The organism is Shouchella rhizosphaerae (genome assembly GCF_036700015.1).
GTDB classification, from domain to species: Bacteria; Bacillota; Bacilli; order Bacillales; family Bacillaceae_D; genus Shouchella; species Shouchella rhizosphaerae.
On the sequence record NZ_CP144921.1, the window covers coordinates 2,577,061 to 2,604,054 of the forward strand.

Below are 26,994 nucleotides of genomic sequence, written 5' to 3' on the forward strand. Positions count from 1 at the left end.
GCGCTTGCATGTTTCTTCCTTTATTTATGGACAAGCTCCTCATTCTTCCAGTCGAGCTTTAATAACGGAGAATTACCTTGGATAAGTAAGGTAAATATGATGGAAAGGCCATGTTTCGCATATTGATCATGTTCACTATCGTCGGCATTGAAATAACTGCCCAAATGATAGGCTGTGAAATATTCATTCCAATTTAAATAGGCCTGTTGCGATTGTTGGGCAGCCTTTAACATCATCTCATTTGCTTCTGTTTTTGATAACCAGCCTAGTCGTCTGCCGACGCGACACAAGTAAATGCTCCAAGCCCAGTCTACTGCTGCAACTCCTGCTTCTGTTAACGTATGAATTCCCCGATTCGCTATAAAGAATTTCGGATAGTCAGGGTCATCCTTCGTTAAGGATTGGACGAACCGGGTCCGTGCTTCTTCTGATAAAGGCGTCAGCTGATCGAGATAGTAATCGAATTCCCGGCGGGTCCCAACGTCCATTAACCATTGAATCCTTTGTTTTAACTCGGCGGCACTGGAAACCTCCCATTTTTCTAACACTTTTTGCAAAAACTTTTTCCCGATCAGGCGATCTCTAACATAGGTAAAATCGTATACAGTAAAATAATGATTAAGAAAATCACTTTTGATGCAAGCCGCTGAAAGACAGCGGAAATAAAGAGCTTGCCGTCTTTTCTTTGTTTTTTTGAACATTCCTGCCGGCTTAAGGGATACCAATGCCACTCTCCCAAATTCCCAAAGGATCGGGATTAGAAAAAGCGCAGTATAGTGAAAAGGGATGGGCGGGATAAGCATAATAAGAAAAACGAACACGTATATCCATGCTCTCCGTAGAACCATAAATAAATAAAAGAGCATATTATTCAAGCGTCTTTTCTTTTTGGATGTCGGTTCCGGGAGTTCAATTTGCTCATTTCTTGTTTTTTCATTGAGCACTCTTGATCGATATGGAAAAAACTCCGGCCGATCAGGATGTAATTCAATTGCCTTCTCAATCCACTGATGGGCTGTTACTTCATCGTTTAATTCTAAATGGCCTTTAATCTTTAAAAATAATCCCTCAACGTGATGCTCGTGGTAGGCAAGAAGTTGGTCACAGTCGGCAATGACTTTTTGAAAGTCTTTGAAGTGAAAATGCAGCTGAGCGCTATAAAGCAATCCATCTGGGTCTGCTGGAGATAATGCCAGCTTTTCCTGGAACATGTGCAAAGCAGCCCGGTAATCGTTGTTTCGTAAATAGTAGACCCCCTTTAAATGCCATAAGTCAGGGTCACGGGCAAACAATTGGAAGGCCCGGTCAATTGCTGCTTTGGCGGCTTCTAATTGATCATTACGTAAATAAGCTTGTGCATCCGCCCGTAATTGAAGGTAGCGCTCATAATCTATATCGACTTCTTTTTGGAAACAATCATAGCCTACTTGTTGATAATGGGCTATATTTTCGATCAAAAAGGATGTCGTTTCTTCCCCATAGCGTTCTTGCAATTGTTCCTTTTGTTCGGACCAATGGAATGTTTGTTCAAGAAGCTGCCAAACGGAGGAGGGTAAATAAGGATGCTCCTGTAAAAAATCAATTAACTCATCTTGAAGCTGTTCCGAATGTTGCACGTTCCAAATAATGTCTGCCTGCAGTAACGTTTCCCAGTTATCAATCTCAAGACGTGCGAAAAAATCATCATAGAGGTTCTGAACCTTTTTGATAAATTCGTCTACTGGGTGTTCTGGAATCACTGCCTTCTCATCCAATGCCCAGTCTTGTAAAGGTTCAGCCGTCTTTGTCGCTGTATGTACAATCCCTTGCTTAGCCTGTTTCATGGCAAAATCATAGGCTTCCCTAAGCTGCTGATAGCCTTCAGGATCTTCTTCCGGATGATGTTTTTTTAACCCTTTCGCATAGGCTTTTTTAATAGCTGTTAGATTATCCGTTGGTTCGATTTCTAACGTTTCCCAAGCGGTCATCGAGAGTACATCCACCTTTCAATCGTTTCCAACTGCTCATTGAATATTGTTGCTGCTTTTTTGATTTCTTTTTCATTCTGAGTCAGCAATACCCGTTCAAATTCCCGTAAAAAGAAGGCTACTTTATCTCGTTCCTCTCCAAGCATTTCTTCATATAGCCGTTCTCCTTTAGCGAGCAACAACCTATTTTCCGTCCGATCTCTCGGATGAATTTTAATATTTTCTAGTTCTTTTAATCTGGCTTCAATCTCTTCCTTAGAAAGGTCTCCAGCATTTTGCTCAATGACGACTCTTTTTTTCGCTCCAGTCGCTTTACTGACCACTTCAACCTCAAGAATGCCGTTGATATCGTATGTATAACGGACATCAATGGCTTGTGTCCCGGCGGGAGCTGGAGGTACTTGGATAGAGAGTTCTCCCAGTTTGATATTATTGGCGACTTTCCTGCTTTCCCCTTGATAAACCTCGACGTTAAGCACTTTTTGATTGTCTTGGACCGTATACAATTGCTCTACCCGGCTAACCGGGATTGGCGTATTGCGTTCAATAATCGGAAAGAAATAGCCACTTTCTGTTTTGCCATTCCCGAAATCTTCCACAACGTGTGTTCCAAGGGTATAGGGGCATACATCCGTTAAAATCACTTCTTCCAACGTTTTATCTCTTTCTTTTAAAGCAACTTGAATAGCGGTTCCTAAAGCAACGGTTTGGTCAGGGTGTATATGTGTATAAGGCATCCGGCCAAACATTTTGGAGACGACTGATTTAATAAGCGGCATGCGTGTTGCCCCTCCAATTAAGATGACAGCGTCCATGTCGCTTGGCAATAAATCAGCGTCACGCAATGCCCGTTCAATCGGGTAGCGCAGCCGCAAGAGCAGTTGATTCGAAAGTTTTTCAAAGTCCTCCTTGCGAAGCGTCGTTTCATATGTCTTGCCATCAATCGTAACGCTCATCGAACTAGAGGATGACTCGCAGAGGGCAAGTTTGCATCGTTCAGCCTGCGTATAGAGAAATGACATCGTTTTTGCATTTAGTGCACTTTTATCTAATTGATGGGTATCGATAAAATACGTGATTAATAGATTGGTAAAGTCCTCGCCACCAAGATAGTTATCACCGGCAATCGATTTAACTTCAATAATCCCTTCGAATAATTCAAGTATCGATACGTCAAATGTTCCACCGCCTAGATCAAACACCAAAAATTTCGTTTCCGGTTTTTCTTGGTTTAGTCCGTAAGCAAGTGCAGCAGCTGTCGGTTCACTGATAAGCCGCTCCACTGTTAGCCCGGCAAGTTCAGCCGCTCGTTTGGTTGCTTTTCGTTGGGCATCATTGAAATAAGCGGGGACGCTGATCACGGCGTTTGTGATTTTCTCCTGGAAATAGGATTCCGCATCTGCTTTTAATACTCGGATGATAAACGATGAAAGTTCTTCAGGGGTGAAAGTGTGAGCGCCTAACGTATACTTTTTATCTGTACCCATGAACCGCTTAAAGATCGAAGCGGTTAAATGCGGGTGGGTTAAGAGGCGTTCCTTTGCAATTTGCCCTATTAAGACCTCGCCATTTTCATCTACACTTACGACAGAAGGAGTAAGGTATTCTCCTAAAACATTAGGAATAAGGCGAGGCTGATCATGATCCCAGTAGGCTACTAAACTATTGGTTGTTCCTAAGTCAATTCCGATTCTCACCATGGAAACTCCTCCTCAACTTTCATAGCTATCTTACTATAAGTGAAAAAAAAGGGAATAAGAAGAGCGCTTCAAGACAGCTGGATGAAAAACTGAAAGGCCTGGGGGCTCATTTCCGCAGGCCTTTCAGTTGGTTCTTATCTATAAACCAGGCCGCCATCGGTTAGTATTGCTTGGCCTGTAATATAATCAGCTTCATCGGATGCAAGGAAAGAAACTAAGTTTGCTACGTCTTCCGGTGTTTGGTATCGTTTCAAGGCGATTTGTGAGGAGTATTGTTCAAATGCTTCACCTGGTTTTAGATCGTCGCTATACTTCACCATTTCTTCATCAATTCGATCCCACATTTTCGTTTTAGCTATGCCGGGACAATAAGCATTAACAGTAATTTGATGTTTGGCTAATTCCTTAGCAGCTGAATGAGTGAAAGATTTAACCGCATGCTTTGTTGCAGAATAGGTTCCAAGCATTTCAAAAGATTCATGTCCAGCTATGCTACAAGCATTGATGATTTTCCCTTTTGATTTTTGGTTTATAAATTGTTCTGCCGCTGCTTGAGTGCCAAAAACCACACCATTTACATTAATGCTGAATAATTTGTTGAGTTGGTCTTCCGTAATTTCTAAAAATGGAGATACCGCATCAATACCAGCGTTGTTTACAAAGACATCTAAACGACCAAATGTATTTACAGCTTCTTTTACCAAATTGAATTGGTCCTCTCGTTTAGCAACGTCTCCTTTTACGCCAATCACGTTATACCCTTTTTTACCGAACTCTGAGACAGTTTCATTTAATAGTGATTCATTAATATCATGGAGAACAACGCTAAATTCATCTTTACACAATCTTTCCGCAATCCCTTTACCTAAGCCGCCTGCAGAACCAGTTACAATTGCTACTTTTGCCATAGTCTATCCCTCTTTTTTAAATTAAAATAGCTAAGGATTGGTTCCTTGCCGTAATAAAATTATAACAAAAAGTACATATTGCTTTAACTTTTTTGCTTGGTTTGATATAAAAAATACCATAACTTCAATGAAGGGTTCTTTAAGTTTATCCCTTTTTTATAAAACCAGGTCAGAAAACGTCATTTTATCGAAAGTGGAGAAAAAATAGTGGAAAGAGGTTACATATGAGCACGATAAAACATCATAAGTCGAAAAAACTTAAACTGATTTTGCGGGGAATGGCCATCGTGCTTGGTGGGTTTATTGCCGCATACGGGTTAGAAGCGGTCTTAATCCCGAACAACGTTTCTGATGGGGGGGTCACTGGCCTAAGCATCGTAGGTTCACAGTTATTTGAATTGCCGTTAGGTGTTTTAATTGCGGTCATCAATATCCCTTTTATTTGGTTAGGTTATAAACAAATAGGCAAAAGTTTTGCCATTTATTCGATTATCGGGATCGCTTCATTAGCGGTTAGCACCAGTCTTATGCACCATATTCCCACGATTATTGAAGGGGATACGTTGTTGGTTACCGTTGTGGGCGGTATTGTCCTCGGTTTTGGGATGGGACTGGCATTGCGCAATGGTGGGGCATTGGATGGGATTGATATGCTGGCTGTGCTGCTTTCCCGAAAATTACCGTTTGGGACAAGCGATCTAATCCTTTTCTTAAATTTGTTTGTATTTATTTTTGTTTCAACTGTATTTGGTTTGCAAGGCGCCATTCTTTCCGGTATTGCTTATTTTATCGCCTCTAAAGTGATTCACGTCGTTGAGGTTGGTTTAAGTGGGTCTAAAACCTTTAAAATCATTACAACCCAACCTGAATTAATGGGGGAGACGATACGTGACCGCTTAGGCCGAAGTGCCACGTACAATGAAGTATATGGCAGTTATACGAAAGAAAAATTTAGGGAAATCACTTGCGTCATTAACCGCTTGGAAGAAAGTAAAATGAAAGAAATTATTCAAGAAATTGACGAAGATGCGTTTGTGACTGTATATGACGTTGCAGAAGTGAGGGGCGGCAATTTCAGAAAACGTAATATTCATTAGCGACAGGATCTTGGCGATTTTTCACGGTCTCGCAGACCGACCGTACTTAAACTGATTCAAATAAGGATGCGAAGGAGGCCCGTTTTAAATGTGGACTCACTCAAAGGCCGAGAGTTATTCTGGTCTCCTTCTCTTCTCCCGCTAGAAAGATGTTTTTCCTTGTTCTGAAACATTTGTCTTTTTTGTTGTATAATCGTGCTAATGGCCAATAGCACGATGATCGTGTCGAACTTTCGGTATGGCCTTAGGGGAAGTCGTGGAATTGCCTGCTGCAAGGTGAGCTGTTGCGGCAAAATCGGCATTTTTGCAAAGTGGTTCCAAAGGGGAAAAGGACAAGAGGTGGGGAGAGAAACATGGTTATCGATTTAGAAAATGTCTCGTTTCAAAAAGCGAAAAAACCTATTCTACAGGACATTTCATGGCAAGTAAGGCCTGGGGAGCAATGGGCGATATTAGGCGCAAATGGATCAGGAAAAACCTCGTTATTAAAGCTGATTACAGGGTATGAATGGGCATCTGCTGGAAGGATATCGGTATTAGGGTCTGTTTTTGGCTCTGTCAATATCCATGAGTTGCGGAAGAAGGTTGGCTGGGTCAGTGCTTCTCTTGACCAGCGTTACCAAATGCATGAAGGGATGCCATGTGCAGATGTGATTGTCAGTGGTGTTCATGCCTCGATTGGTGTTCACGAAGCGATCACAAAAGCAGATGGGGAAAGGGCGTTAGCGCTAGCACGCTCAATGGGGTTAGAACATGTTGCTTTCTCGCCTCTAAGCCAGCTTTCGCAAGGGGAACGCAAGAAAGCTTTTATGGCGAGGGCGTTAATCAATGAGCCAGAATTGCTGATTCTGGATGAAGCAACAAGCGGGCTTGATTTGTCTGCGCGGGAGCAGTTGCTCGCTGAAGTAGAACGGATGTTGACAAGAAAACAAGCGCCAACGTTGCTGTATGTGACTCATTATCCAGAAGAAATTCTTCCGTCCATCAGCCATGTATTGCTCCTAAAAAAGGGGAGAGTCCTTGCTGCGGGCAGGAAAGAAGAAGTATTGACAGCTAGCCTAATAAGTGAGGCGTTGGGGCTGCCTCTTACGGTCGAGTGGGCAAATGGACGGCCATGGGTAAAAGCAACAACCGCATTTGCACATGGGCTGGACAACGGAGACTGAGAAAACGTTGCGATATTTAATGAAGAAAGTCGTTTCATTAGGAGAACTTACAAAGGCTGCCAAAGACGTTATTGTACGATCTTTGGCAGCCTCTGTTTTTTTATTTGACGATTTTTCTTGCATATAACTGCGATAAATCGCCGTTGCGCCGGAATTGGGTTGCACTTGAACCGGTGTAACGTCTGAATACTTTGTGGAAATAATTGTCGTCTGGATAGCCGACATCTGCAGCAATTTGTTTGATTGTCCGGTTTGTATGAAGAAGAAGCGAACAAGCTTTGCGCATGCGCAAGTCTGTCACATAGGATATTGGTGTTGTGTGCAATTGCTTTTTAAATAAACGTGTCAGTGTATAACGGGAAACGCCTACTTCTTCTGCAATGTTATCTAGGCAAATTTGTTCATGATAATGGGCTTCGATATAAGCGAGGGCACGCTGGTAATGATAGGGCTCATTTTGCGGCCGCTCTTCTGCCATGGCCCGAAAACATTCAATTAAAAATTGGTACCCTTGCGTTGCGGCCAAATAAGGATCGCGCAGCCCGTCCGCTTTTGTGTCCGCATAAATCGAATATAGGGAGCGGATAAGCGGCGAATTTGGCGGCAGTGAAACAATCGGCCCTGACTTTTGGATCAGCCGTTGCCAAATGTCTTGCACAGATGCCCCTTGCAAAGAAATGTAAATGAATTCCCACGGTTCTTTCGCATTTTCAGGGTAGTAGTAGCGATGGTCACTTGGTACAGATACAATAAACGCCTGATGTTGGCCAACGGTGTAACGCTCCTTGCCGATTTCCAGCACGCCTGAACCAGCAATTGTATATTGGAAAATGATGCTGTCATTATCTTTAGCGCGTTTGTTCCCGTCCCAGTAGTAACTTGTGTCGGTTTGCACTTCCCAACCGACGTTCCATAAATTGAGCAAGCCAGTCTCAGGGAATAAATGGAAAGTAAAAGAATGGGACCCTCTTGTAAATGGTTGTTGTTTATTCATTTGGGAGCCTCCTCATACATCCTTATTATGGTCTATACCGCAAAATATTACCCTCTTTCGCAAAAATGTTACTAGCCAAAAGAAAGCGCTAACATTGTATACTTATTATATACCAACTTTCGCAGATGTATAGAAGAACGCGTCAGAAAATTGGTCGTTCTTAATTATTTATGTAAACGTTTACTCTAAAGTGAAAAAGGAGGCTTTTCAATGAAAAAGGTTATATGCTCATCTCTGTCTGTTGCACTTGCGACTGGTTTGCTCATCGGCTGTAGTGGTAATACTTCAGGCGGGGGAGGCGCTGATGGAAAAGTAGAACTGACATTTTCGGCATGGGGCAATCCGGCTGAGCTAAAAGTGTACAATCGTGCAGTCGATGCCTTTAATGACATGCAAGACGAGATCGAAGTCACGCTCACTGGTATTCCGAATGACAATTACTTTCAAACATTGACAACACGCCTCCAAGGAGGGCAAGCGCCTGATATTTTCTACGTTGGAGCAGAGGATATCTCAACGTTAATTGAGAACGGAACGATTGAACCGCTGTCCGACTTTTTGGAGACAGAAGATTCTTACGTGAAAGCAGATGAGTTTACCGATGACATTTGGGGAGCGTCACGGAAAGGCGAAACGATATACGGACTGCCTGTTGATTGTAATCCGTATTTAATGTACTACAATAAAACATTGCTTGAAGAAGCTGGCGCAAAGTCGCCGCAAGAATATTACGAAGAAGGCAATTGGAACTGGGAAGCGTTTGAAGAAGTCACTGCAAAATTGCGTGACCACGGCAAATACGGATTTGTCCAAGAGGGTGGACACCCACACTTGCTAAACTGGATTTGGACAAATGGTGGCGAATTTGCGACAGATGACGAAGTCATAGGCGACGCTGATCCAAAAGTGCTGGAAGCGTTCGAATTTGTCCATCGTATGGTAGAAGAAGGCAACTTTATTTTTGCAGGGACACTGCCAGAAGGACAGGGCATGGACGCGATGTTTATGTCGAACCAAGTTGGCTTTGTAGGGGCCGGACGTTGGCTGACGCCAATGTTTTTGGAAACAAGCATTGATTTTGATTATATTCCATGGCCTTCGAATACAGAAAATACGTTAGAAACAGCGAATATTGCCACAGCGTATATGGCTGCAAACTCAAAAAGTGAGCACGTTGAAGAGGCAATGAAGTTCATCTCGTTTTACACTTCCCAGGAAGGCCAGGAAACACGCCTTGATGGTGAAGGCAACGCTGTCCCTTCCGTTACTGGAATTGATGAAGTGGTATTAAACCAAGATAAACCAGAGCATGGCCAGTACTTACTCGATGCCCGCGAAGCAGGGCGTGTCGTCAGTCTTGAATATACATCGCCGGGGCTCCATAGGGACATAAATGATGTATACGAATTGATGCTACTTGGCGACAAGACGCCTGAAGACGCTCTTAAAGAAGCGACGGAAATTGCGAAAGCTGCGTTAGAAGAGTAACAGCCAAGGGGCCTTGTGCCCCTTGAATTCTTGCGCATCGATTAAGGAGGAGCTGGAGATGTATACAAAACGGGAAAAATGGTGGGGCTATGCGTTCATCGCTCCCCAGCTGCTGGGCATGATTGTGTTTTCATTGCTTCCACTCATATTCGCATTTGCCCTCAGTTTCATGAGTTGGGACGGTTTTGGGGAGCGGACGTTTGTCGGCTTAGATAATTATATTCAACAATTTCAAGACCCTGTTTTTAGGACAGCTATGCGAAATACGACGCTTTATTCGTTGTTCGTCATTCCTGGAGGCATTATTGCCGCCCTAGGCGCTGCGCTTGCATTAAATAAAGTCAAAGGCAAAGATTTTTATCGAATGCTGTTTTTCATGCCTGTTGTAACTAGTTCTGTATCGATCGGGGTTATTTGGATGTGGCTCTTAAATGGGGATATTGGCTTGATCAATCAGCTCCTCGCCATGGCCGGCATTGACGGACCAAACTGGCTGACTGATCAAAAGCTTGTGTTGCCTTCGATTGCTGCCCTTAGCATTTGGTGGGGGCTTGGGACAAACATGGTCATCTTTTTAGCAGGGTTGCAAGGAATTTCCCGCAGTTATTATGAAGCGGCTGACATTGATGGGGCGACACCGTGGCAAAAATTCCGGCATATTACGTTTCCGCTACTATCGCCAACGACTTTTTTCGTGGCGATCATGATTGTGATTGCCTCCTTCCAAGTGTTTGACCAAGCTTATGTCATGACTCAAGGCGGCCCTGGAAAAGCGAGTTATACGCTTGTGTACCATATTTTTGACATGGCGTTTACACGGACGGCATTTGGGCCAAGTACAGCCTCAGCAATGATTTTGTTTGCGATCATCCTCATTTTTACCTTAATCCAATTCTCTGTATCAAGAAAGTGGGTGCATTATGAAGACGGCGGCAGATAATCCAGTTCTTAACCCAGGGCCAGTTAAGCAAAAAAAACGCGGCCGGATCCGCATCTCACAAATCTTGTTACATGTGACTTTAGTCATCGGCTCGATCGTTATGGCAGGTCCGTTTATTTGGATGGCGCTTAGCAGCTTAAAATCGTTTGAACAAATTTTTGCCGTTCCGCCTGTTTGGATTCCTGATCCGTTTGTCTGGAGCAACTTCACCGATTCCTTGCAAGCGATGCCTTTTGGACGTGCCTATTTTAACAGCTTTTATATCTCAACCATTGTTGTCGTCAGCCAAGTCTTGACTTGTTCAATGGCAGCCTACGCTTTCGCCAAATTGAAATTTCCAGGTTCCAAGGTGTTGTTCATCGCCTTTTTGGCAACGATGATGGTGCCCATGCAAGTAACGCTCATTCCGCTTTACATCATTATGGATAACATCGGCTGGGTCAACACGCATCTGTCAATCATTGTTCCGAATGCACTATTTAATGCGTTTGGCGTGTTTTTGTTAAGGCAATTTATGATGGGAATTCCAAAAGAAATGGAAGAGGCGGCCGTGATGGACGGCGCCAACCCATTGTATATTTATGCGAAAATCATGCTGCCACTCATTAAACCGGCACTAGCAGCATTCGCGATTTTTTCGTTTATCGGCATTTGGAATAACTTTATCCAGCCGCTCGTGTTTTTAAGCGATACGACATTGTTCACTGTTCCGTTGCTGCTAGCAACATTTAAAGGACTTTACGTCACTAACTGGCCGCTCATGATGGCAGGTGCAACCATTTCCGTCGTCCCTGTGCTGATTGTTTACTTTTTTGCTCAACGGCAAATTATTGAGGGGATTGCCCTTACTGGTGTAAAAGGATAAACAGTCGTTTAGGCGGGAAAAGAGGATTTTCTGTGAAACCCAGTTCAAATAGGCTGGGTTTTTTAGTGCGTTTATGCCTAAATAAAAATGATTATTATCTTTTATCATATGATTTTGAAATTAGTATTAGGGAGGCAAAAAACTAGCCAAGTTGTTCTAGGAAGAAGGTCTCGACTTCGGTGTGTGAAAATTGATAATATCAGTACTATATAACTGTTTTCTATAAATTTGTAAGATCATGGTTGACTGGTAAAATCTCCACTGGCTACCATGATAATATAAACCATTAAGGAGGGATTTACTATGTCTGGACTTATTCGCGTTACCCCAGAAGAACTTTACCAAAAAGCTGATGATTACAACCGCTCAAGTGGTGAGATCCATGATCTCGTGAGCAGATTAGATGGTTACAGAGACCAGCTTCAAGGAATGTGGGATGGTCAAGCTTCAGAGGCGTTCATTCAACAGTACGATGAATTGAAGCCATCCTTTGTCCGCATGGGCGATTTGCTTGGTGAAGTATCTGAACAGCTTCGCAGCAGCGGACGGACACTTGAAGAAACAGACCAACAAATCGCGGGCAACATTCGCGGTTAATTGGCGGCGAATAGAAACATCTTGGGACGCAATTCCTTACAATTGCGTCCTTCCTTATGAAAGGGTGGCATTTGATGTACATCACTGTAACAGTTGACATGAACCGATACTCAGGGAAACGGTTTGATTTGCGCCTCTCTGATCAATATACAGCAAAAAAAGTCATTGATCTCGTTTGGGGCATTGAGAAGCTGGAAGTTCCACGGCGTGATGGGAGCTGGATCCGTGTCCAAAACAAAGAAACTCATGTCTACGGCAGCCAAATACTTGCTGAACGTGGTGTAACAAATGGAGACCGCTTGGAAATCTTATAGCATTGGTTGAAGGGGTCGGACATGCAATGGAGAAAAAGCGATTTTATTTAGAAGAACAAACGGGTGCAGCTTTTTACAGGGACGCAGAATCGAATACATATACATTAACATTTCAAACCGCAGAAATAAAGCTGTCGAATTCGCTAGAAGCGGAGTTGTTAAAACAACAAGATCCGCTGCTCGAGCGTACAATTGCTGAAGCAGAAGATGAGCTTGTCATTACCATTCATCCGCAAGAGACAATGCAGCCTTTTAGCAAGTTTCGGAAAAAGGGCGATTACGCAAAACAAATCATCGGCCACTCACTTATTCGCGCGGTTGCCGAGCATCACAGTTCCAGGCTGCATTTAATTGTCTGTCCGGAGAATTTATTAGTAACAGAGGGGCTTGATGTTCACTTTATCCATTATGGCATCAAAGAAAGCCTCCCACCATATGAAAAGAACGAAGAGAAGCTGTTCACTGAGCTTAAGACAACGTTGCTTGTGTTGCTTGATGGCGAGTACCGCTTTGTTGAATATATGAATTTTACTGACACAATGAAATTGTCGGCAAGAGCAAAAAAATTGCTAGAGGCTGATACAATTGAAGCGCTTTTGAGCTGTGTAGAGACATGGATCCAAGAAGAAGAGCGACGCGCTAGCCAAATGCATATGGTGCCAAAGCAAAAATGGCGCTTGCAAAAAAGCTTGTTTTTTGCTGTTACAGGACTGCTTATACCGGCTATTGTTTTTACCGTCTATGCGCTTTTTTTCCTTCATCCGCGTCACGACGCCTTTATTGCCAGCAATGAGGCCTATATTAACAGCAAGCCAAGCGATGTCATTACGGCATTAGAACCATATAACCCGAGCCAAATGCCCCGCGTTGTCCAGTATCAGTTGGCTCAATCGTATGTTGCTAATGAAGACTTGAACATGGATCAGACTGCAAATGTGCAAAATACGTTGACGCTTCAAGCTGAAGAGCTTTATTTCCAATATTGGATTGCGATTGGCCGTGGTGAACATGAGGAAGCCAATGAAATTGCTCGCCAGTTGCAGGACGGGGAATTGGAAATGTATGCGAATTTAAAGTGGCGTGATGCGATTCGCCAGGATCTCAGCTTGTCAGGAGATGAGCGGGAAGAATTGCTTAACGATATTCAAGCGGATATTGACCGTTATATGCGAGAGCAACAAGAACGGGAAGCGGAGGAAGAAGAGGACGCCGCTGCTGATGACAATGCGACTGAAGAAGAGCCAGAGCAAAGCGAAGAGCGTTCGGAAGATGGCGAAGAAAACGAGCAAGAGGACGAGCCTGAGCAAAACGAGGAAGAGGAGAACGCAGATGAGTAAGTGCGCACGTAGGAGATGGGACAATGGATAGACTGTGGGTATTTTATGATTCGTATGTACAGCAACTTGACTTAAGCCAAGCAGAGCGTTTGTTAGGCGCAAGCGAGGACGTTGATTTGCTCGTTCCGCCTCTGCATGCTAAAATCCGCGCGAAAATGGCAAGTGACCAAAAGCAATGTGTGCTTGACATAGAAGGAGCAGGTGAGCAAATTTTAGCGGCTGGTGAATCATTCCAGTATAAAGAAAATGACGCTGCCGTCACATTTGTATATAAAAACGAAGCGGCAAGCGAACGGATGTATTTTATTGGTGAAGAAACGTTCCTTTCCATTGGGCCTGAGGAATCAGCCGACATTGTCCTGCCTAGTGAGAAGCCTTCTGCCTCTTGTACGCTCATAAAGAAAGGCGGCAATTGGTTTGCTTATCCAGAAAAGCACAGCCATGCGTTTGTAAATGGCAAAGCCCTTACAAACAAGCAACGATTAAAGAATGGCGATGTGCTATTGCTTGGCTATACAGCGCTTGTCATTAAAGAAGGCGACTTATTGGCAATTGAATCAAGCGATCCTTTGCAAACGCGACTCGCACGCATAGCGGTTCCTACTTCCGAAAGCAAAAAAAAATACCCTGAGTACAGGCGGACGCCGCGGATCATTTATGAAGAGCCAAAAGACCGGGTGACTTTCTCCATTCCAGGCCAGGAGTTGGACGATAATCATCGTGCCCTCTGGCTCATCGTATTGCCGCCGTTAGCGATGCTCATTGTCATGGGAATTGTCGCATTGCTCATTCCTCGGGGCATTTTTATCATTATTTCGGCCACCATGTTCACCGTAACGCTGATTACTTCGACCGTCAACTATTTTCGCGAGCGGAAAATCCGCAAGCAAAAAGAGGAAAAACGGCAACGTGTTTATACACGCTACTTGAAGGAAAAGCGCGTCGAACTCCAGGAAATGGCTGACAAACAACGGCATGTACTTGATTACCATTTTCCGTCGTTTGAGGAAAATAAATATATGGCAGCGAACTTGAATGGCCGTATCTGGGAGAAAACAGTTGGCGACGATGATTTTATGCATGTCCGTGTTGGGAAATCGTCGATCCCGATAAGTTTTCAGATTGCCGATCCAGGTGGCGATTTAGCGAATCGAGATCGTGACGAGCTGCTAGAAGAAGGCGAAAAGTTAAAAGAGCATTATTCTCATATTAATGATGCGCCCCTTAGCCTTAGCTTAGCGAGCGGTTCCATTGGCTATGTCGGCCAGCTGAAGACGGTACAACGGGAAGTCGCTCAAATGGTTGGGCAACTTGCCTTTTTTCAAAGCTACCATGACCTTCGTTTCGTTGCTGTTTTCAGCGAAGAGCAGTATGCAAATTGGGAATGGATGAAATGGCTCCCTCATTTTCAATTACCGCACATGTACGCGAAAGGGTTTATTTACAATGAGCGGACACGAGACCAACTATTGACATCGATTTATGAAATGGTGCGGGAGCGGGAGTTGGAACAAAGCCAAGACAAGCCAAAGCGTTTCATCCCTCACTTTGTCTTTTTAGTCGCCAATCGCAGTTTGATAAGCGACCATGCCATCATGGAGTATTTGGAAGGCCCGGATAAAGTTCTTGGCATGTCGGTTATTTTTCTCACCGATGCACAAGAAAATTTAACGGAGTATGTCCATACGATCGTCAAGGTTGTTAACCAAAAAGAAGGCGAGATTGTCATCCGGGAACGGAAAGCGGAGCATAAACGCTTTACCTTTGACCCTCAGGATGCAACAACAAATGAAAAGTATGCCCGCTTGCTGGCATCATTGAACCACCAACGAGGCATGAGCCGTTCTATACCGGAGATGGCGTCTTTTCTCGAAATGTTTGGCGTCCAGCATACAAAAGAACTTGCTATTGAACAACGGTGGCAAACGACAAACAGCGCCGAGTCGCTTGCTGTGCCCGTCGGATTTAAAGCAAAGGATGAACTGCTTGAGCTGAACATCCATGAAAAGGCGCATGGGCCCCATGGTTTGCTTGCAGGGACAACAGGTTCGGGAAAAAGTGAATTTCTGCAAACGTATATTTTATCGTTAGCCGTCCATTACCATCCCCATGAAGTTGCTTTTCTTCTCATTGACTACAAAGGCGGGGGGATGGCACAGCCGTTTAAAAATATTCCCCATTTGCTCGGCACCATTACCAACATCAACGACAGCAAGAACTTTAGTATGCGGGCGTTGGCGTCGATCAAAAGCGAACTGCGCAAGCGGCAGCGGCTGTTTGACCAAAACTTAGTTAACCATATCGATGATTATATGGAGTTGTATAAACAGAAGCAGGTATTGGAACCGATGCCACATCTGTTTATCATATCTGATGAATTTGCGGAATTGAAAAACGAGGAACCTGAATTTATTAAAGAACTCGTAAGTGCAGCGCGGATCGGGCGTAGCCTTGGCGTCCACCTCATTCTTGCCACACAAAAGCCAGGCGGAATTATCGACAACCAAATTTGGAGTAACGCCCGCTTCCGAGTCGCATTAAAAGTGCAAGACGCTCTAGATTCTAAAGAAATTCTGAAAAATCCCGATGCCGCCAATTTGACGGTAACAGGGCGCGCCTATTTGCAAGTCGGCAATAACGAACTATATGAATTGTTCCAATCCGCATGGAGCGGGGCGCCGTATTTGCGCGAAACCCATGAAGGCGAGGAAGATGTGGCATTAGTCACTGATGCAGGCTTAGTGCCCATTTCCAACGTCCAAGCTGCTACTGGGAAAAAACAAAAGAGCATCTCTGAAATTGAAGCTGTTGTTAAAGAGATTGAAGCGACAACTGAACGTCTATGCATTCAAAAAGCTTCAAGCCCATGGCTTGACCCTCTTGAAGAATGGCTCTCTCCTGTGCAAACAGATACAGAGGCTGGCATGTTTCCGTTGGCGCTTGCTGATGAGCCAGAGGAACAAAGGCAATTCAATGTTCATTATGAATGGCTAAAAGACGGCAATATTGCTGTATTTGGCTCTGGCGGTTACGGAAAATCGACAACGCTTATGGTGTTGATGCTCCAGTTTGCAAAGTCGTTTAGCCCAGAAGACCTTCACTTTTACATTTTTGATTTTGGGAATGGCGCGTTATTGCCGTTTAGGCAACTTCCTCATACAGCCGATTATTTTAAAATCGATGAAAAGCGCAAAATCGAAAAGGCCATTGCCTTGCTAAAAGCGGAGATGGACGATCGCCGCGAACGGTTCCTGGCTCAAGAAGTCAATAGTTTGACGATGTATAACCAAACAGCAACAGAGCCATTGCCTGTTCTGTTTATGTTCATTGACAACTTTGATTTAATCAAGGAAGAATACGAGCAGTTGGAATCAACCTTTATCCAATTTGCCCGTGATGGCCAGTCTCTAGGAATTTACGTAAGCCTAACAGCGACGCGGGCAAATGCTTTGCGTCAGCCACTCATGAATACAATGAAAACAAAGATCGTCCACTTTATGAACGACCGAAACGATGTTATCACGCTGCTCGGCCGCAGCAAGTACGAAATCGAACCGATACCTGGCCGCGCCATTTTAGCGAAAGACAGCCATTATTTTGCGCAAATGTATTTGCCAGAAGCCGGTGAAGATGACCAGGAAATGATGGCAGCCACAAGAAATACAATTGCCGATTTAGGCCAGCGTTATCAAGACGCCAAGCTCCCGGAAAAAATTGCGATGCTGCCTACACAGCTATCGCTGGCTTCTTTCCAAACGCGTGTTGGCGATCCAGGCGACAGCATTCCCTTTGCTCTTGACGAAGATACGGTCAAGCCCGTATTCCTGCAAACGAAGTCAGAGCCTCATTTGTTAGTTGTCGGCCAACCGCGGAAAGGAAAGACAAACGTTGCCAAAGTCCTATTAAACTACTATTTGCAACAGGAAGTTGACGAAATTGGGCTGTTTGACGGCACAGACCGCAAGCTGTCTGCTTTTGTCGGACAAAAGCTTATTTCCTATATAGACCAAAAAGAACAGATTAAAGACTGGGTGTCAGCCGTTGAAGAAAAAATGGCTGTGCGGGAACAAGCTTATATGGACGCGTTAAACAATGGAGAAACGGTTCCAGCTTTTGCCCCAGTGCTGTTATTAATCGACAGCCTGATCCGCTTCCAACAAACGGTTGATGCAGCCATTCAAGATAAGTTGGCGAAGCTAATGAAAAATTCGAGCCACTTAGGCTTTCGTATGATTGTGTGCGGCAATTCCGTAGAATTTACGAAAGGCTTCGATCCTCTTACTGCAGAATTGAAGTTGGTGCGCCACTATATCATCGTCATGAAAAAGTCAGACCAAACCCTTGTCAATCTTTCGTTCACGCGAAATGAAGAAGAGATTGCCCCAGGTTTTGGCTACTATGTCGTCAATGGAATCGAGACGAAAATCAAAATACCGGAAGCTCCATAAATGAAAGAACAAGCGAGGTGGTTTAATTGCAGAAAAAACATATGTTAAAACTATTGGTGCTTGTGGCAATCATCATCGCCGTACCGTTTGCCTTTTTTCAGTACATCGGGAAAGAACCGATGCGTGAAGAAAAAAAAGCGTCTGGCAAGATCGTGATTGTCAATGAGGACAAAGGGTACCAATATGAGGAGAATGATCCCCTTATTTTAGGAAATGATATTGTGCCAACATTGCAAGATGACTCGGAATACGAATGGGTAGTGGCTAGCAGGGCCTCTGCCCAAGCAGGACTAGCGAATCAGGAATATGATGCGATCGTTTATATTGATTCCTCTTTTTCCGAGAACATTATGTCCTTTCAAGATTCAATGCCGAACCGAGCCAGTGTACAATACGAAATTTATAATAACTTAAATGCTGAAAACCAAGAACGGGTGCAAAAAGAGCTAGAGAGTGCCCAACTAAAAATGAACCAGCAAATTAGCACCCAATATTGGCGCTATGTGTCTGAGGAAGTCGACCGAGTTCGAAACAACTTTGATGAAGTGCTACAAAAAGAAGTTGATTTCCTAAATGAAATGTATTCATTTTACTCGCCAAGCTCACAAGAATTGGCAGATGAAATTGAAACGCAGCGAGGCCGTCTTGACCAGTTATTCGCTACTTCTTCGGACACTGTCAATTTGTCGGAAAGCTCTCGTACTAGTTTAGAAGAAGCGCAAGCTGGCTTTGATGAACTTACCAATGCGATTGATACCTACATGGCTTACCATAATGAGCAAACGGAGATGATGGTGCAGGCGAACGCTCAAAATGGGGAGCTTGTCAACCAAGCAGTGGCTGACTACCAACAGGCATTGCAGGCAGGAAGCGGCAACGTCCAGGAAGGCCAGCATGCGTTTGCGCCACAGCTTTCCAATGAAGGCGACAAAGTTTTCTCTTTGTTTGATGATTGGGCAATTGGCGCCTATAAGTTTAATGGCGAAATGAATGGGTTTAATAGCGAAATAAACCAAGTATATGCTGCCCAAGATCTAGCCGTCGATCGGCTGCCAAATGCACAGGCTGAACTGATTGGAAAATATGCAAATGCGACGCAAGGAGAACGGGCAGAAGCGCAGTTCCGGCAAACGTTAAATGTGCGCCGCCATTTGTCAAAGGACGAGCGGCCACCACAGAACATCCCTCGCCCTGAACAACCAGAGGAAACACTAGAGCCGATTGACGAAGACCTACTGAAAGACGCAGAAGAAACGATTGCCGAAATTGAAAAGCTAGTCGGCAAGTTAAACCCTGAAGAAATTGAATTTCCAGAGCCGCCGCCACCAGAACCTGATCCAGGCGATGGGGACGGAGATGGCGATGGCGGTGACGGCGACGATAATGAACAGCCTACGCCGCCAGAACCAGGAGATGGCGATGATGATGGGAACGGTGGAGAGGAACCCCCGCCAGATTCAACAGAGCCTCCTGAAGATAGCGACGGAGACGGCAATGGCGGTGGAGATGGCGACGGAGACGGCGACGGGGATACTGAGCAAGAGCCACCAGCAGGAGAAGGCGAACAAGAAGAAGATAGAGAAGAAGCGCTGTCCTTTACGCCGTACCATGCCCAACTTGTCACTTTTACGCCTGAAGAACTGCAAATCGTTTGGGAAGAAGCAATGGAGCTTCTTGAAAGTATGGAGCCAACGTTAGAAGTGGCACAGTGGAAAATCGATGACCATCGAGAAGTGACCGAGGCGTTCCTCGAATACGTCGAAAAACTGGAACGTTATGCAACGCGTTTGGAAAAGTATGTGGAGAAACTGGAAGCGCAAGTGATTGATCCAGTCATCGAGGAAGTGCACAAGCAAGAACAAGCCGTTTTCAACCGAATAGGCGCATCTCCGTCCGTTATTAACAGTCCGATTCAGTCAACAAATGTACGTGAACTGCTTACCTATTACGGCGAGCTGGCCAAATTGGATTGGGCATACAGCCAGCAAGGCTATTTGAATCAAGACCGGATTAAGCAAATTGTCGATGAAGACAACCGTGTCCGCGAGGTTCAGGAAAAAATTGACGAGGCGCGGCAATCAGTCGATTCGTTTATGGGCAAGCGAACGCAATTGGAAGAAGCCCAACAATCGGTTGAGGAAGCAGAAGCAGAATTTAATCAATTTATCGCCGATGCAAACAACGTGCTGAACGAGTTAGAACAAGCAATTGCTGAAGAACAACAAGCGATTCGCGAAGAAGTGGCGGCGATTGCAGAAACGGGCAACGCTATTGGAGCGAACTTATCTGAAAGCTATGGAGCGATTGAAACAGAACCAGCGCCTGTCGAAGGGTTAAATGGGCAAATGGTCGTGACCAATCAACAAATGTCATTAGGCGAAGTCCAACAATTAGGAGCAGCAGTTGAGTCTCTTAGCAACCGCCAAGACGATATTATTGCCCAAACAGAAGACCTACACAACAATGTGACGGCAGTCCAAGCCAAATCCGATGATTTAAACTCGAGATGGTCGGACAATGTCCAAACAACTGAACTTGTTTACGAGGACATTCACACGATTCTTGGCAACGCGCTGTCAGACGGGCACCATAATGACTATGTCTATAACCATCTTTCTAGCCCTGTTGATATAAGCGGAGAGCAAGTAACAGGACCTGCAGAAAGAATGACGCCGCCAATCATTGTTCTTGTGATCGTACTATTGTCGAGCTTGCTGATCGGCTTTTTGACACACCACTATAGCTCTGTGCCAATTGCCGTTAATATCGCGTTGTTTAGCATTTTATCGATCATTGTTGGTTTAGTCATCAGCATTTATGGACTGACGATTTACACAATGAGCGAGAGCCAATCGATTCAATGGACGATCATTACCGTCCTCTTGATTTTGGCGACAGCTGGCCTTATCCGCGTTGCCTTTATGGCTGGCCCGTGGGTCGGATGGCTGCTTAGTGTCGCATTTATTCTATTCTTTACAAGCCCGCTTCTTGATATGGCGATGCCAAACTTCCGTACCAATAACCCAATTGCGGAGCTATACATTTCCATTCAGGCGAGCCCGCAAAATGCGTTTCTCGCAGGCATGATCCCATTGGCTCTCATTGCAGCAGCAACGATTGCTTTGCCAATCATTCGCCATTTGGTCGTGAACAGCCGAAAAGAAGAGGATGACGATTATGAAATGTAAGGCCATCATTGCCGGGGCAGGAGCATGCGTCACGCTGCTCTTGTCCTTGGCAACTCCAAGCTTTGCCGAAGAAGAACGAGTGGAACCTGGTGTTTACAAAGAGCGGGAAGTGCTGTTAGAGCTCCGGCAGTACAAACCAGAAGCAGAGCAGAGAGAAATTAGAGTGCCTGAAGAGCAAAAAATACTCACATTTACTCAGCCATTGGAAGAAACATACGCGGAACTGCAAGACAGCCTGTTTGCGAGTAGTGCTGATGCAAACCGTGAGGAAAACCTCGCCGCAAGCGCCGGGCTGTTTACAGAGGAAAAAGAGTTGGTCCGCCAAGTGGTGCAGGCAGAAGAAAAAGTAAACGTGCTGCCATGGATATTAGCAGCTGTGGCCACCGTGCTCGTTTCTGTTTTATTGATTTATATTATTCCTAAAACCGCGCAAATGAACGAATAACCATGTTTTTGTCAAAACAGAAAATACGGACATGCAAGCGAGAATAGAGGTGAAGAGACGATGTTGGTCGGCCCAGACAAAATTGAAATAAGCGACGAGCAATTAAACAAGTTAAACGACACGTATGCAGAGCTGTTAGAAGAAGTCATCAGCATATTGACTGATTTTTTTACACCTTTTGAACTGATGCAAAGTGAGGGCATCTTTACAGGCGAGTCCGCTTACGCTTTTGCGGAAAGCAGCGCGCTAATCAAAGAATATCTCCTAACCCGCTTTTCCCTGTCGCTAGAAGAATTACAAGCAGCCGCTGCGACATTCCAACAAAAAATCAATGAAGTCGAACCATTTACAGGGTGAGGTGAACACATGTCACTTGAAATCAAAGTCGACCCCGCTGCCGTACAAAGCCTAATCGAGAAAGCGAGAATAATCCCAGGCGAACGGATGGAAGAAGCGATTAGCAAACTAGACGCCTTAATCGACGCTGTGTCCGATTGGAAAGGAGACGCCAAAGCCGAGCACGACCTCGCAAGCGCAGACTTGAGAAAGGCACTTGTGCAAACGCAGGCGTTGATGGAAGCAATGCTAGCAACGCTCGACCAAGCCATCGAGCAGATGAACGAGACAGACGAAGAAATGAGCAGCAAATTTGAAACGAAAGTCGACCATTATCTAGCGGACCAATAAGCCGATAAGGGGGGTACTATGGACAAACAGGCAGAACTGACAAAGCTAAACGCGCACTTGTCAGCGAACCAATCCCAGTTACAATCGCTATACCGGCAAAATGCCGATTACCAGCAACGCTACGACAGCGGCATGATGGCCATCCAAAAACTAGAACAAGAATTAGCAGAACTTCGGCAATACCAACAAAACATCGCATTTGAACAAGCACGACTCGAGGAATTGACTAGCGGCGAAGCATCTCCCATGGCCACAGTCCAATTCGTCAAAACGGGCCAACTGGAAAGCCGAGCATTAGAAAAGATCCAAGAACGAATACAATCCCGGCGGATGACCCAACAAACGACAGGACAAAACATCCAAGAAATGATCGAACAACTAGAGCATCAAGCCCGGCAAATCCAACACGAGATTAAACAACAACAGGCAGCGACCCTTCAACTAGAGCGCCTAATCGCCACCAACGAAGCGTCGATCCACTCTGTCAAAGCCAACATCGCCAGTACACAAAGCAAGCTCCGTGCTCTATAAAATCAATAGGAGGAAGGTGATCCTGTGGGCAACCACCGCGCCGACCGCGAGGAACTAAACCGGTTAATTGAGGAATACAAACAGATTATGGCAGATTACATGGATAGCGTATTTCGTGCAAACTCCGTCCGAATAGGCGCGCAAGAACTATTGGCGAAACGAGGCTTTTCCCCTCCCCACATTGCAGTCGTAGAAGAAGGCGACATTTACGGAGACCTCCAAGCCATCCACCGCTTTTGGGACGGCATGGTCACAGCCGACTCAACCGCAAAAGCCGACTTTTCCGCCGCACAAACCGGCTTGAGTGCCCTCGACTCCGCCCTGAACGCCTTCACAAACGGACTCGGCCAAAATGGCGAAAACCTCGCCACCTTAAACGTCGAACAGCTAAAACAAGCGATCTTCGAAGACAAGAGCCTGATTACCAGCCTGCTCATCAAAATGGAAAGCGGCGAAGCCCTCAACTATGCTGAGCGAGAGTTGCTGTACCAGTATATACAGAGTGAGGTGTTAGACGAGGCCACCATCGCCGAAATTAAAGAAATCGAAAGCATGATCAGCAACGAAGGTGTAGAGGCTTTGCAGGATCGTTTAAATGATAAAGTGTTAGTATCCAAAGAAGCCCTTGATCAAGAGATAGCGATGTTACAAGCGTATTTGTACTTGGGGAATAATGGGCCAAACACTCATTTTGGTGGTGAAGAGGAAAAGTATAGTGCTGAAAAAGTGAGAGCATATTTGTCGTTGTTAACCCAATACAAAACTGCTATTTTGGATTTGGAAGCAGAGGCTAAAACAGGCGGGGTCGATATTCCTTTCCTTGCCAAAGTTGACCATTTATCATATAAACGAAACGTAGATCCGCATATTCATACCTTTGAAACAGAGCTGACGTTAAACATCTCGCAATATGCCGGCGATATGACGAGGGAAGAATTTCTCAATATGGAGTTCCCAGTTTTAGTCCGAATCAATGAATCGACAGTGAACTATTATATTGGTGGGAATGCAGTAAATAGTTTGGAAGCAGAAGAGTATGCAGAACTGATGAAAGAGCGTGCAAATTATACAGAAAACTTTATTGGAGAAGAAATACAGCAGCTAGTACTAGGGGAGCTTAGTAAGCGAGTCGGTGGAGTAGTTAATATAGCTGATGTAGTTACTAGGCACGAAACGGGGAAACAGGAGCTCGATAATCAGTTAACAGTGAAAGAGGCGAAGGTAACAGCAGGCAATTTAGGAATGGAGTTGCTTATTTCCGAGCGGAATGTTTATGGTAAGAACCAATATGCCGTAGAGGTACAGCCAACCGATGTAACTTATAGTATACTGGAACGTTGGAAAGAAGTTAAATTAATTGATCCAAACATTCAGTATCCAGAAGAAGCGATTCAAAATCAAGACTGGCCAACGGTCAGTCAAAACTTGAGAGGAAGCAGTGATGATTCAACGACGACCATTTATCCAAGTTTGCAAGAGTATATTATAAGTGGAGACATTCGGGAGGATGATACGGTGGAGGATCTAGTAAAAAGAAATAAACAGCGTCATGAAAGTAAGGAATAGAAGCGGAGCGATGAAATGAAAAAAAGAAAATGGAAAATCCTTATTATATTGAGTATCGTCTTTGTAGGGGCCTTATCCCTCTGGTATTGGAATTATCAGGAGAAGGAACGTGTGCAGCTTCGAGATGAGGAAAGGGAGTTAAGACTGTATATACGTACCGCCGACACACTTCGTATGGAAATTGATTACCGTAATTACGAGAAGACTAGAACTGTAAAAGATATAGTATTAACGCCTACCATAGAGACGGAAAGAACCTTAGAAAGATGGGAAGCTGTATCTCAAGCGTTCCCATCAATTAAATTTCCACAGGAAGAAGTAGAAGAAGGAGATTGGGTTCAAGTATGTCAAAGGCTTCTTGGGAGTGAAGGAGAAATGAGGGAAGTAGTTGTGTCTCTAGCTTCCGAGTTGCCTGAAGGAGAAACTATGGGTGGTGTAGAGAGTTTAAATATATATGTTCAGAATGGAGTTATACAAGAAGGGAATTTTGAAGAAATGTTAAAGGAGAAAGGGGTTATCAAATGAATTTCAGCAACAAAGCCTTTGGGACGTTTGCTACGTTGTATTTTTTGAGATCAGATGACGCTAGCCTTTTAAAGTAATAAGGAAATGAGTGATCAAGTGAGACGAATACGGTTGCCTATTTTATTTGGAATGGTACTTTTATTTACTACAGGTTGTATTTTAAATGCGAAAGCAGCAGAAAAAGAGAGTCTAGAAGTATTAGAAGGATTTTTATCAGCTTTTGAAACGGGTGAAATATTGCTAGAAGAAGGTAATGAAGAACCGATCCAAGGTATGGTCGAAAAAGAATATGAGAGATGGTTCACTAAAGATTATCAAGGCAAAGTGAGTAAAATCATTGAGTCAGGCCAGTCTATTAGCATGAATTTATTTTTTTTAAGAAAAACTGAGGCTGGGTTGTCTGCTAATAATGAGTATTGTGTCCTTTACTCGAAGGTCAAACGCCAAGAGGGAACAGTCAAATACCGATTAGTTCCTCAAAAAGTAAACCCGCTTCATGAAAACCTCAATTTTATCGATATCGAGATGACAAAAGAGGACAGAGAATGGAAAATCAATGATGCAGAAATCGTCGAAGCGATCTATGCGGACTTTTTCTTTTAATGATCTTTCTAGGATTAATAATTATATTTATATAAAGAATCTGTACACAATGACTACTTCCGTGAATTTCCTGAAGTGGAATTGAGGCGCCAGATCAGAGGAGGTTAGAGTAGTGAGGATTGCTAGTGTCACATGAGGAAAAGATGCTTGTGGAAATAACCGAGGGAAGAACGAATTTTAATAAGAAACACAACTTAGGGAGGCTAGATGGCTTCCTTTTTCCTCCTTCATCAGCAATCCAAAACTTGAACGGTAGTTTTTCATTCTAGTGCATAAATCAATTGAAAAGCGTGAGCAATTAGAGAATAGCCTTTGCCAGCACGGATAAACGACAAAGTGCTAGTTTCCAGTGATTCGAAATCAAGAATGGCAAACGGTCAGTGGAAGTTTGAGGGGAAGCGGTCATGATTCTAATACGGCAATTTATCCTGCTTTACAGGAATATATCACTCGCAACCAAATTGGGGAATGTCACGGTTTCGAAATTAGTTGAACAGAACAAACGATATAATGAGGAAAATTAGTTATGGGGCCGGAGCGTTAAGAATGCAAAATGGAAATGGAGAGTTCTCGTGACAATAATGGTTGTCGGTGTAGGAGTCTTAGTTTTTTGGTATTTACAATATCAAGAAAAAGAACGACAGCAAATGCATGCAGAGGAAAGTGAATTGAAAATGTATGCTACTACTGCAGACATCCTTCGCATGGAAATTGATTATAGTGACTATGAACAGAGCGGAAACGTGAAAGATATTGTGCTGACGCCTACAGTAGAAACAGAACATACGATGGAAAGGTGGAAAGCTGTGTCTAAAGCGTTTCCTTCAATCGAATTTCCTTGGGATGAAGTCGATAAAGGAGATTGGATTAAGGTGTATCGAAAGCTCATTGGAAGTCAAAAGACCATGCAGGATACAGTAGTCGCTCTATCTAAAGAATTACCAGAAGGGGAAGATTTAGGGGGAACAGAAAGTATATATATATGTTCGTGACGGGGTGATACGAGAAGGAAATTTTGAAACGTTATTAAAGGAAAAAGAAATTATTGAATAAGCATGATGAAGGCAAATTGATATGAAAGTTCATACTTTACGCTACAAGTGGAAAAGAGTGATCAAGTGAGACGAATACGGTTGCCTATTTTATTAGCTGCGATCGCTTTGTTTGCCACAGGCTGCATTGTGAATACAAAAGCCGCGGAAAGAGAAAGTTTAGAGGCATTAGAAACGCTACTGGCATTCCATGAGGATGGGAAAATACTTCGAGAGCACGGCAGTAGCGAACCAATACAGGAAGTAATTGAAAGGGAGTACGGTGCGTGGTTTACCGAAGATTATCAAAATCAAATAAATGAATTAATAGAAGCTGGTCAATCCCCAAGCATGAATATATTTTTCATACGAACAACCGAATATGCCGTGGTGGCTAATCCTCAATACGGTGTCCTCCATACAAAAGTCAATCGACAAAAAGGGACGGTCCAGTTTCGGCTCCATCCTCAAAAAGTACAACCACCTGAAAAAATAAATTATGTCGACATCGAAATGACAAAAGAAGACGGAGAATGGAAAATCAATGATGCGGAAATCGTTGAAGCGATCTATGCGGACTTTTTCTTTTAACATAAA

General features: G+C 44.1%; 23 protein-coding genes. 19 read left to right on the forward strand and 4 right to left on the reverse strand.

Going from position 1 to position 26,994, the window contains the following annotated elements; translation table 11 throughout:
• Positions 1–20: 20 nt before the first annotated feature.
• The 3 genes from V5G21_RS12770 to V5G21_RS12780 all read right to left on the reverse strand — a co-directional run bounded on the left by V5G21_RS12770 (position 21) and on the right by V5G21_RS12780 (position 4,575).
• On the reverse strand, positions 21–1,967 hold the full coding sequence (locus V5G21_RS12770) for a DUF1266 domain-containing protein (protein ID WP_338464806.1): 1,947 nt from the start codon (positions 1,965–1,967) through the stop codon (positions 21–23).
• Complete coding sequence (locus V5G21_RS12775; protein WP_338464807.1) at positions 1,964–3,667, reverse strand: molecular chaperone HscC; 1,704 nt, start codon at positions 3,665–3,667, stop codon at positions 1,964–1,966. The genes V5G21_RS12770 and V5G21_RS12775 overlap by 4 nt, the downstream gene beginning before the upstream one ends.
• Positions 3,668–3,801: 134 nt before the next feature.
• The gene (locus V5G21_RS12780) at positions 3,802–4,575 is read right to left on the reverse strand and encodes an acetoin reductase (RefSeq protein WP_011245536.1); all 774 of its coding nucleotides are present in this window, start codon (positions 4,573–4,575) and stop codon (positions 3,802–3,804) included.
• Between the two features lie 224 nt (positions 4,576–4,799).
• On the opposite strand from V5G21_RS12780, the gene V5G21_RS12785 reads away from it, so the two are divergent.
• Both V5G21_RS12785 and V5G21_RS12790 read left to right on the forward strand, forming a co-directional pair.
• Positions 4,800–5,672, forward strand: a complete 873-nt coding sequence (locus V5G21_RS12785; protein ID WP_338464808.1) for a YitT family protein — start codon at positions 4,800–4,802, stop codon at positions 5,670–5,672.
• A gap of 353 nt (positions 5,673–6,025) precedes the next feature.
• Positions 6,026–6,838 (forward strand): ABC transporter ATP-binding protein, encoded by an 813-nt coding sequence (locus V5G21_RS12790; RefSeq protein WP_338464809.1) that lies wholly within the window; start codon positions 6,026–6,028, stop codon positions 6,836–6,838.
• A 100-nt stretch (positions 6,839–6,938) separates the two neighbouring features.
• On the opposite strand, the gene V5G21_RS12795 is transcribed toward V5G21_RS12790, so the two are convergent.
• Positions 6,939–7,832 carry an AraC family transcriptional regulator gene (locus V5G21_RS12795; RefSeq protein WP_011245539.1) on the reverse strand — a complete coding sequence of 298 codons (894 nt, stop codon included), beginning with the start codon at positions 7,830–7,832 and terminating at the stop codon, positions 6,939–6,941.
• A gap of 210 nt (positions 7,833–8,042) precedes the next feature.
• Here V5G21_RS12795 and V5G21_RS12800 point away from each other — a divergent pair, with 210 nt between their 5' ends.
• From V5G21_RS12800 to V5G21_RS12880, 17 genes are all read left to right on the forward strand, one after another.
• On the forward strand, positions 8,043–9,320 hold the full coding sequence (locus V5G21_RS12800) for a sugar ABC transporter substrate-binding protein (protein WP_338464810.1): 1,278 nt from the start codon (positions 8,043–8,045) through the stop codon (positions 9,318–9,320).
• A gap of 58 nt (positions 9,321–9,378) precedes the next feature.
• Positions 9,379–10,260: a carbohydrate ABC transporter permease gene (locus V5G21_RS12805; RefSeq protein WP_011245541.1), complete on the forward strand. Its 882-nt coding sequence runs from the start codon at positions 9,379–9,381 to the stop codon at positions 10,258–10,260.
• Positions 10,241–11,125 carry a carbohydrate ABC transporter permease gene (locus tag V5G21_RS12810; RefSeq protein WP_011245542.1) on the forward strand — a complete coding sequence of 295 codons (885 nt, stop codon included), beginning with the start codon at positions 10,241–10,243 and terminating at the stop codon, positions 11,123–11,125. The genes V5G21_RS12805 and V5G21_RS12810 overlap by 20 nt, the downstream gene beginning before the upstream one ends.
• A gap of 303 nt (positions 11,126–11,428) precedes the next feature.
• Positions 11,429–11,722: a WXG100 family type VII secretion target gene (locus tag V5G21_RS12815; RefSeq protein ID WP_095317285.1), complete on the forward strand. Its 294-nt coding sequence runs from the start codon at positions 11,429–11,431 to the stop codon at positions 11,720–11,722.
• A 74-nt stretch (positions 11,723–11,796) separates the two neighbouring features.
• Entirely contained in the window at positions 11,797–12,036 is a 240-nt protein-coding gene (locus tag V5G21_RS12820) for an EsaB/YukD family protein (protein ID WP_011245544.1), read from the forward strand.
• A 26-nt stretch (positions 12,037–12,062) separates the two neighbouring features.
• Positions 12,063–13,373, forward strand: coding sequence for a type VII secretion protein EssB (gene essB, locus V5G21_RS12825; RefSeq protein ID WP_035205102.1), 1,311 nt, complete (start codon positions 12,063–12,065; stop codon positions 13,371–13,373).
• 23 nt (positions 13,374–13,396) lie between these two features.
• Entirely contained in the window at positions 13,397–17,821 is a 4,425-nt protein-coding gene (gene essC, locus V5G21_RS12830; protein WP_338464811.1) for a type VII secretion protein EssC, read from the forward strand.
• Between the two features lie 26 nt (positions 17,822–17,847).
• Complete coding sequence (gene esaA / locus V5G21_RS12835) at positions 17,848–21,009, forward strand: type VII secretion protein EsaA (protein ID WP_011245547.1); 3,162 nt, start codon at positions 17,848–17,850, stop codon at positions 21,007–21,009.
• Positions 20,999–21,454, forward strand: coding sequence for a YueC family protein (locus tag V5G21_RS12840; protein WP_011245548.1), 456 nt, complete (start codon positions 20,999–21,001; stop codon positions 21,452–21,454). The genes esaA and V5G21_RS12840 overlap by 11 nt, the downstream gene beginning before the upstream one ends.
• A 60-nt stretch (positions 21,455–21,514) precedes the next feature.
• Positions 21,515–21,811, forward strand: a complete 297-nt coding sequence (locus V5G21_RS12845; RefSeq protein WP_338464812.1) for a hypothetical protein — start codon at positions 21,515–21,517, stop codon at positions 21,809–21,811.
• Between the two features lie 9 nt (positions 21,812–21,820).
• On the forward strand, positions 21,821–22,141 hold the full coding sequence (locus V5G21_RS12850; protein WP_011245550.1) for a WXG100 family type VII secretion target: 321 nt from the start codon (positions 21,821–21,823) through the stop codon (positions 22,139–22,141).
• Between the two features lie 18 nt (positions 22,142–22,159).
• Complete coding sequence (locus V5G21_RS12855) at positions 22,160–22,672, forward strand: hypothetical protein (RefSeq protein ID WP_011245551.1); 513 nt, start codon at positions 22,160–22,162, stop codon at positions 22,670–22,672.
• Positions 22,673–22,696: 24 nt separating this feature from the next.
• Entirely contained in the window at positions 22,697–24,238 is a 1,542-nt protein-coding gene (locus tag V5G21_RS12860) for a hypothetical protein (protein WP_095236879.1), read from the forward strand.
• A gap of 15 nt (positions 24,239–24,253) precedes the next feature.
• Positions 24,254–24,763, forward strand: a complete 510-nt coding sequence (locus V5G21_RS12865) for a hypothetical protein (RefSeq protein WP_095236877.1) — start codon at positions 24,254–24,256, stop codon at positions 24,761–24,763.
• A 96-nt stretch (positions 24,764–24,859) separates the two neighbouring features.
• Positions 24,860–25,366 carry a hypothetical protein gene (locus V5G21_RS12870; protein WP_142299540.1) on the forward strand — a complete coding sequence of 169 codons (507 nt, stop codon included), beginning with the start codon at positions 24,860–24,862 and terminating at the stop codon, positions 25,364–25,366.
• Between the two features lie 572 nt (positions 25,367–25,938).
• A complete protein-coding gene (locus V5G21_RS12875; protein ID WP_095316391.1) occupies positions 25,939–26,358 on the forward strand; it encodes a hypothetical protein in 420 nt (139 codons plus the stop codon).
• Positions 26,359–26,484: 126 nt separating this feature from the next.
• Entirely contained in the window at positions 26,485–26,988 is a 504-nt protein-coding gene (locus V5G21_RS12880) for a hypothetical protein (protein WP_095316390.1), read from the forward strand.
• Positions 26,989–26,994: the final 6 nt, after the last annotated feature.

Bases quoted from the DNA above. Each gene is read 5' to 3' on its own strand.
- V5G21_RS12855 (WP_011245551.1), top strand. From the start codon at position 22,160: ATGGACAAACAGGCAGAACTGACAAAGCTAAACGCGCACTTGTCAGCG.
- V5G21_RS12845 (WP_338464812.1), top strand. From the start codon at position 21,515: ATGTTGGTCGGCCCAGACAAAATTGAAATAAGCGACGAGCAATTAAAC.
- essC (WP_338464811.1), top strand. From the start codon at position 13,397: ATGGATAGACTGTGGGTATTTTATGATTCGTATGTACAGCAACTTGAC.
- V5G21_RS12865 (WP_095236877.1), top strand. From the start codon at position 24,254: ATGAAAAAAAGAAAATGGAAAATCCTTATTATATTGAGTATCGTCTTT.
- V5G21_RS12815 (WP_095317285.1), top strand. From the start codon at position 11,429: ATGTCTGGACTTATTCGCGTTACCCCAGAAGAACTTTACCAAAAAGCT.
- essB (WP_035205102.1), top strand. From the start codon at position 12,063: ATGGAGAAAAAGCGATTTTATTTAGAAGAACAAACGGGTGCAGCTTTT.
- V5G21_RS12850 (WP_011245550.1), top strand. From the start codon at position 21,821: ATGTCACTTGAAATCAAAGTCGACCCCGCTGCCGTACAAAGCCTAATC.
- V5G21_RS12820 (WP_011245544.1), top strand. From the start codon at position 11,797: ATGTACATCACTGTAACAGTTGACATGAACCGATACTCAGGGAAACGG.
- V5G21_RS12780 (WP_011245536.1), bottom strand. From the start codon at position 4,575: ATGGCAAAAGTAGCAATTGTAACTGGTTCTGCAGGCGGCTTAGGTAAA.
- V5G21_RS12775 (WP_338464807.1), bottom strand. From the start codon at position 3,667: ATGGTGAGAATCGGAATTGACTTAGGAACAACCAATAGTTTAGTAGCC.
- V5G21_RS12810 (WP_011245542.1), top strand. From the start codon at position 10,241: ATGAAGACGGCGGCAGATAATCCAGTTCTTAACCCAGGGCCAGTTAAG.
- V5G21_RS12800 (WP_338464810.1), top strand. From the start codon at position 8,043: ATGAAAAAGGTTATATGCTCATCTCTGTCTGTTGCACTTGCGACTGGT.
- V5G21_RS12795 (WP_011245539.1), bottom strand. From the start codon at position 7,832: ATGAATAAACAACAACCATTTACAAGAGGGTCCCATTCTTTTACTTTC.
- V5G21_RS12790 (WP_338464809.1), top strand. From the start codon at position 6,026: ATGGTTATCGATTTAGAAAATGTCTCGTTTCAAAAAGCGAAAAAACCT.
- V5G21_RS12770 (WP_338464806.1), bottom strand. From the start codon at position 1,967: ATGACCGCTTGGGAAACGTTAGAAATCGAACCAACGGATAATCTAACA.
- V5G21_RS12805 (WP_011245541.1), top strand. From the start codon at position 9,379: ATGTATACAAAACGGGAAAAATGGTGGGGCTATGCGTTCATCGCTCCC.
- V5G21_RS12840 (WP_011245548.1), top strand. From the start codon at position 20,999: ATGAAATGTAAGGCCATCATTGCCGGGGCAGGAGCATGCGTCACGCTG.
- V5G21_RS12785 (WP_338464808.1), top strand. From the start codon at position 4,800: ATGAGCACGATAAAACATCATAAGTCGAAAAAACTTAAACTGATTTTG.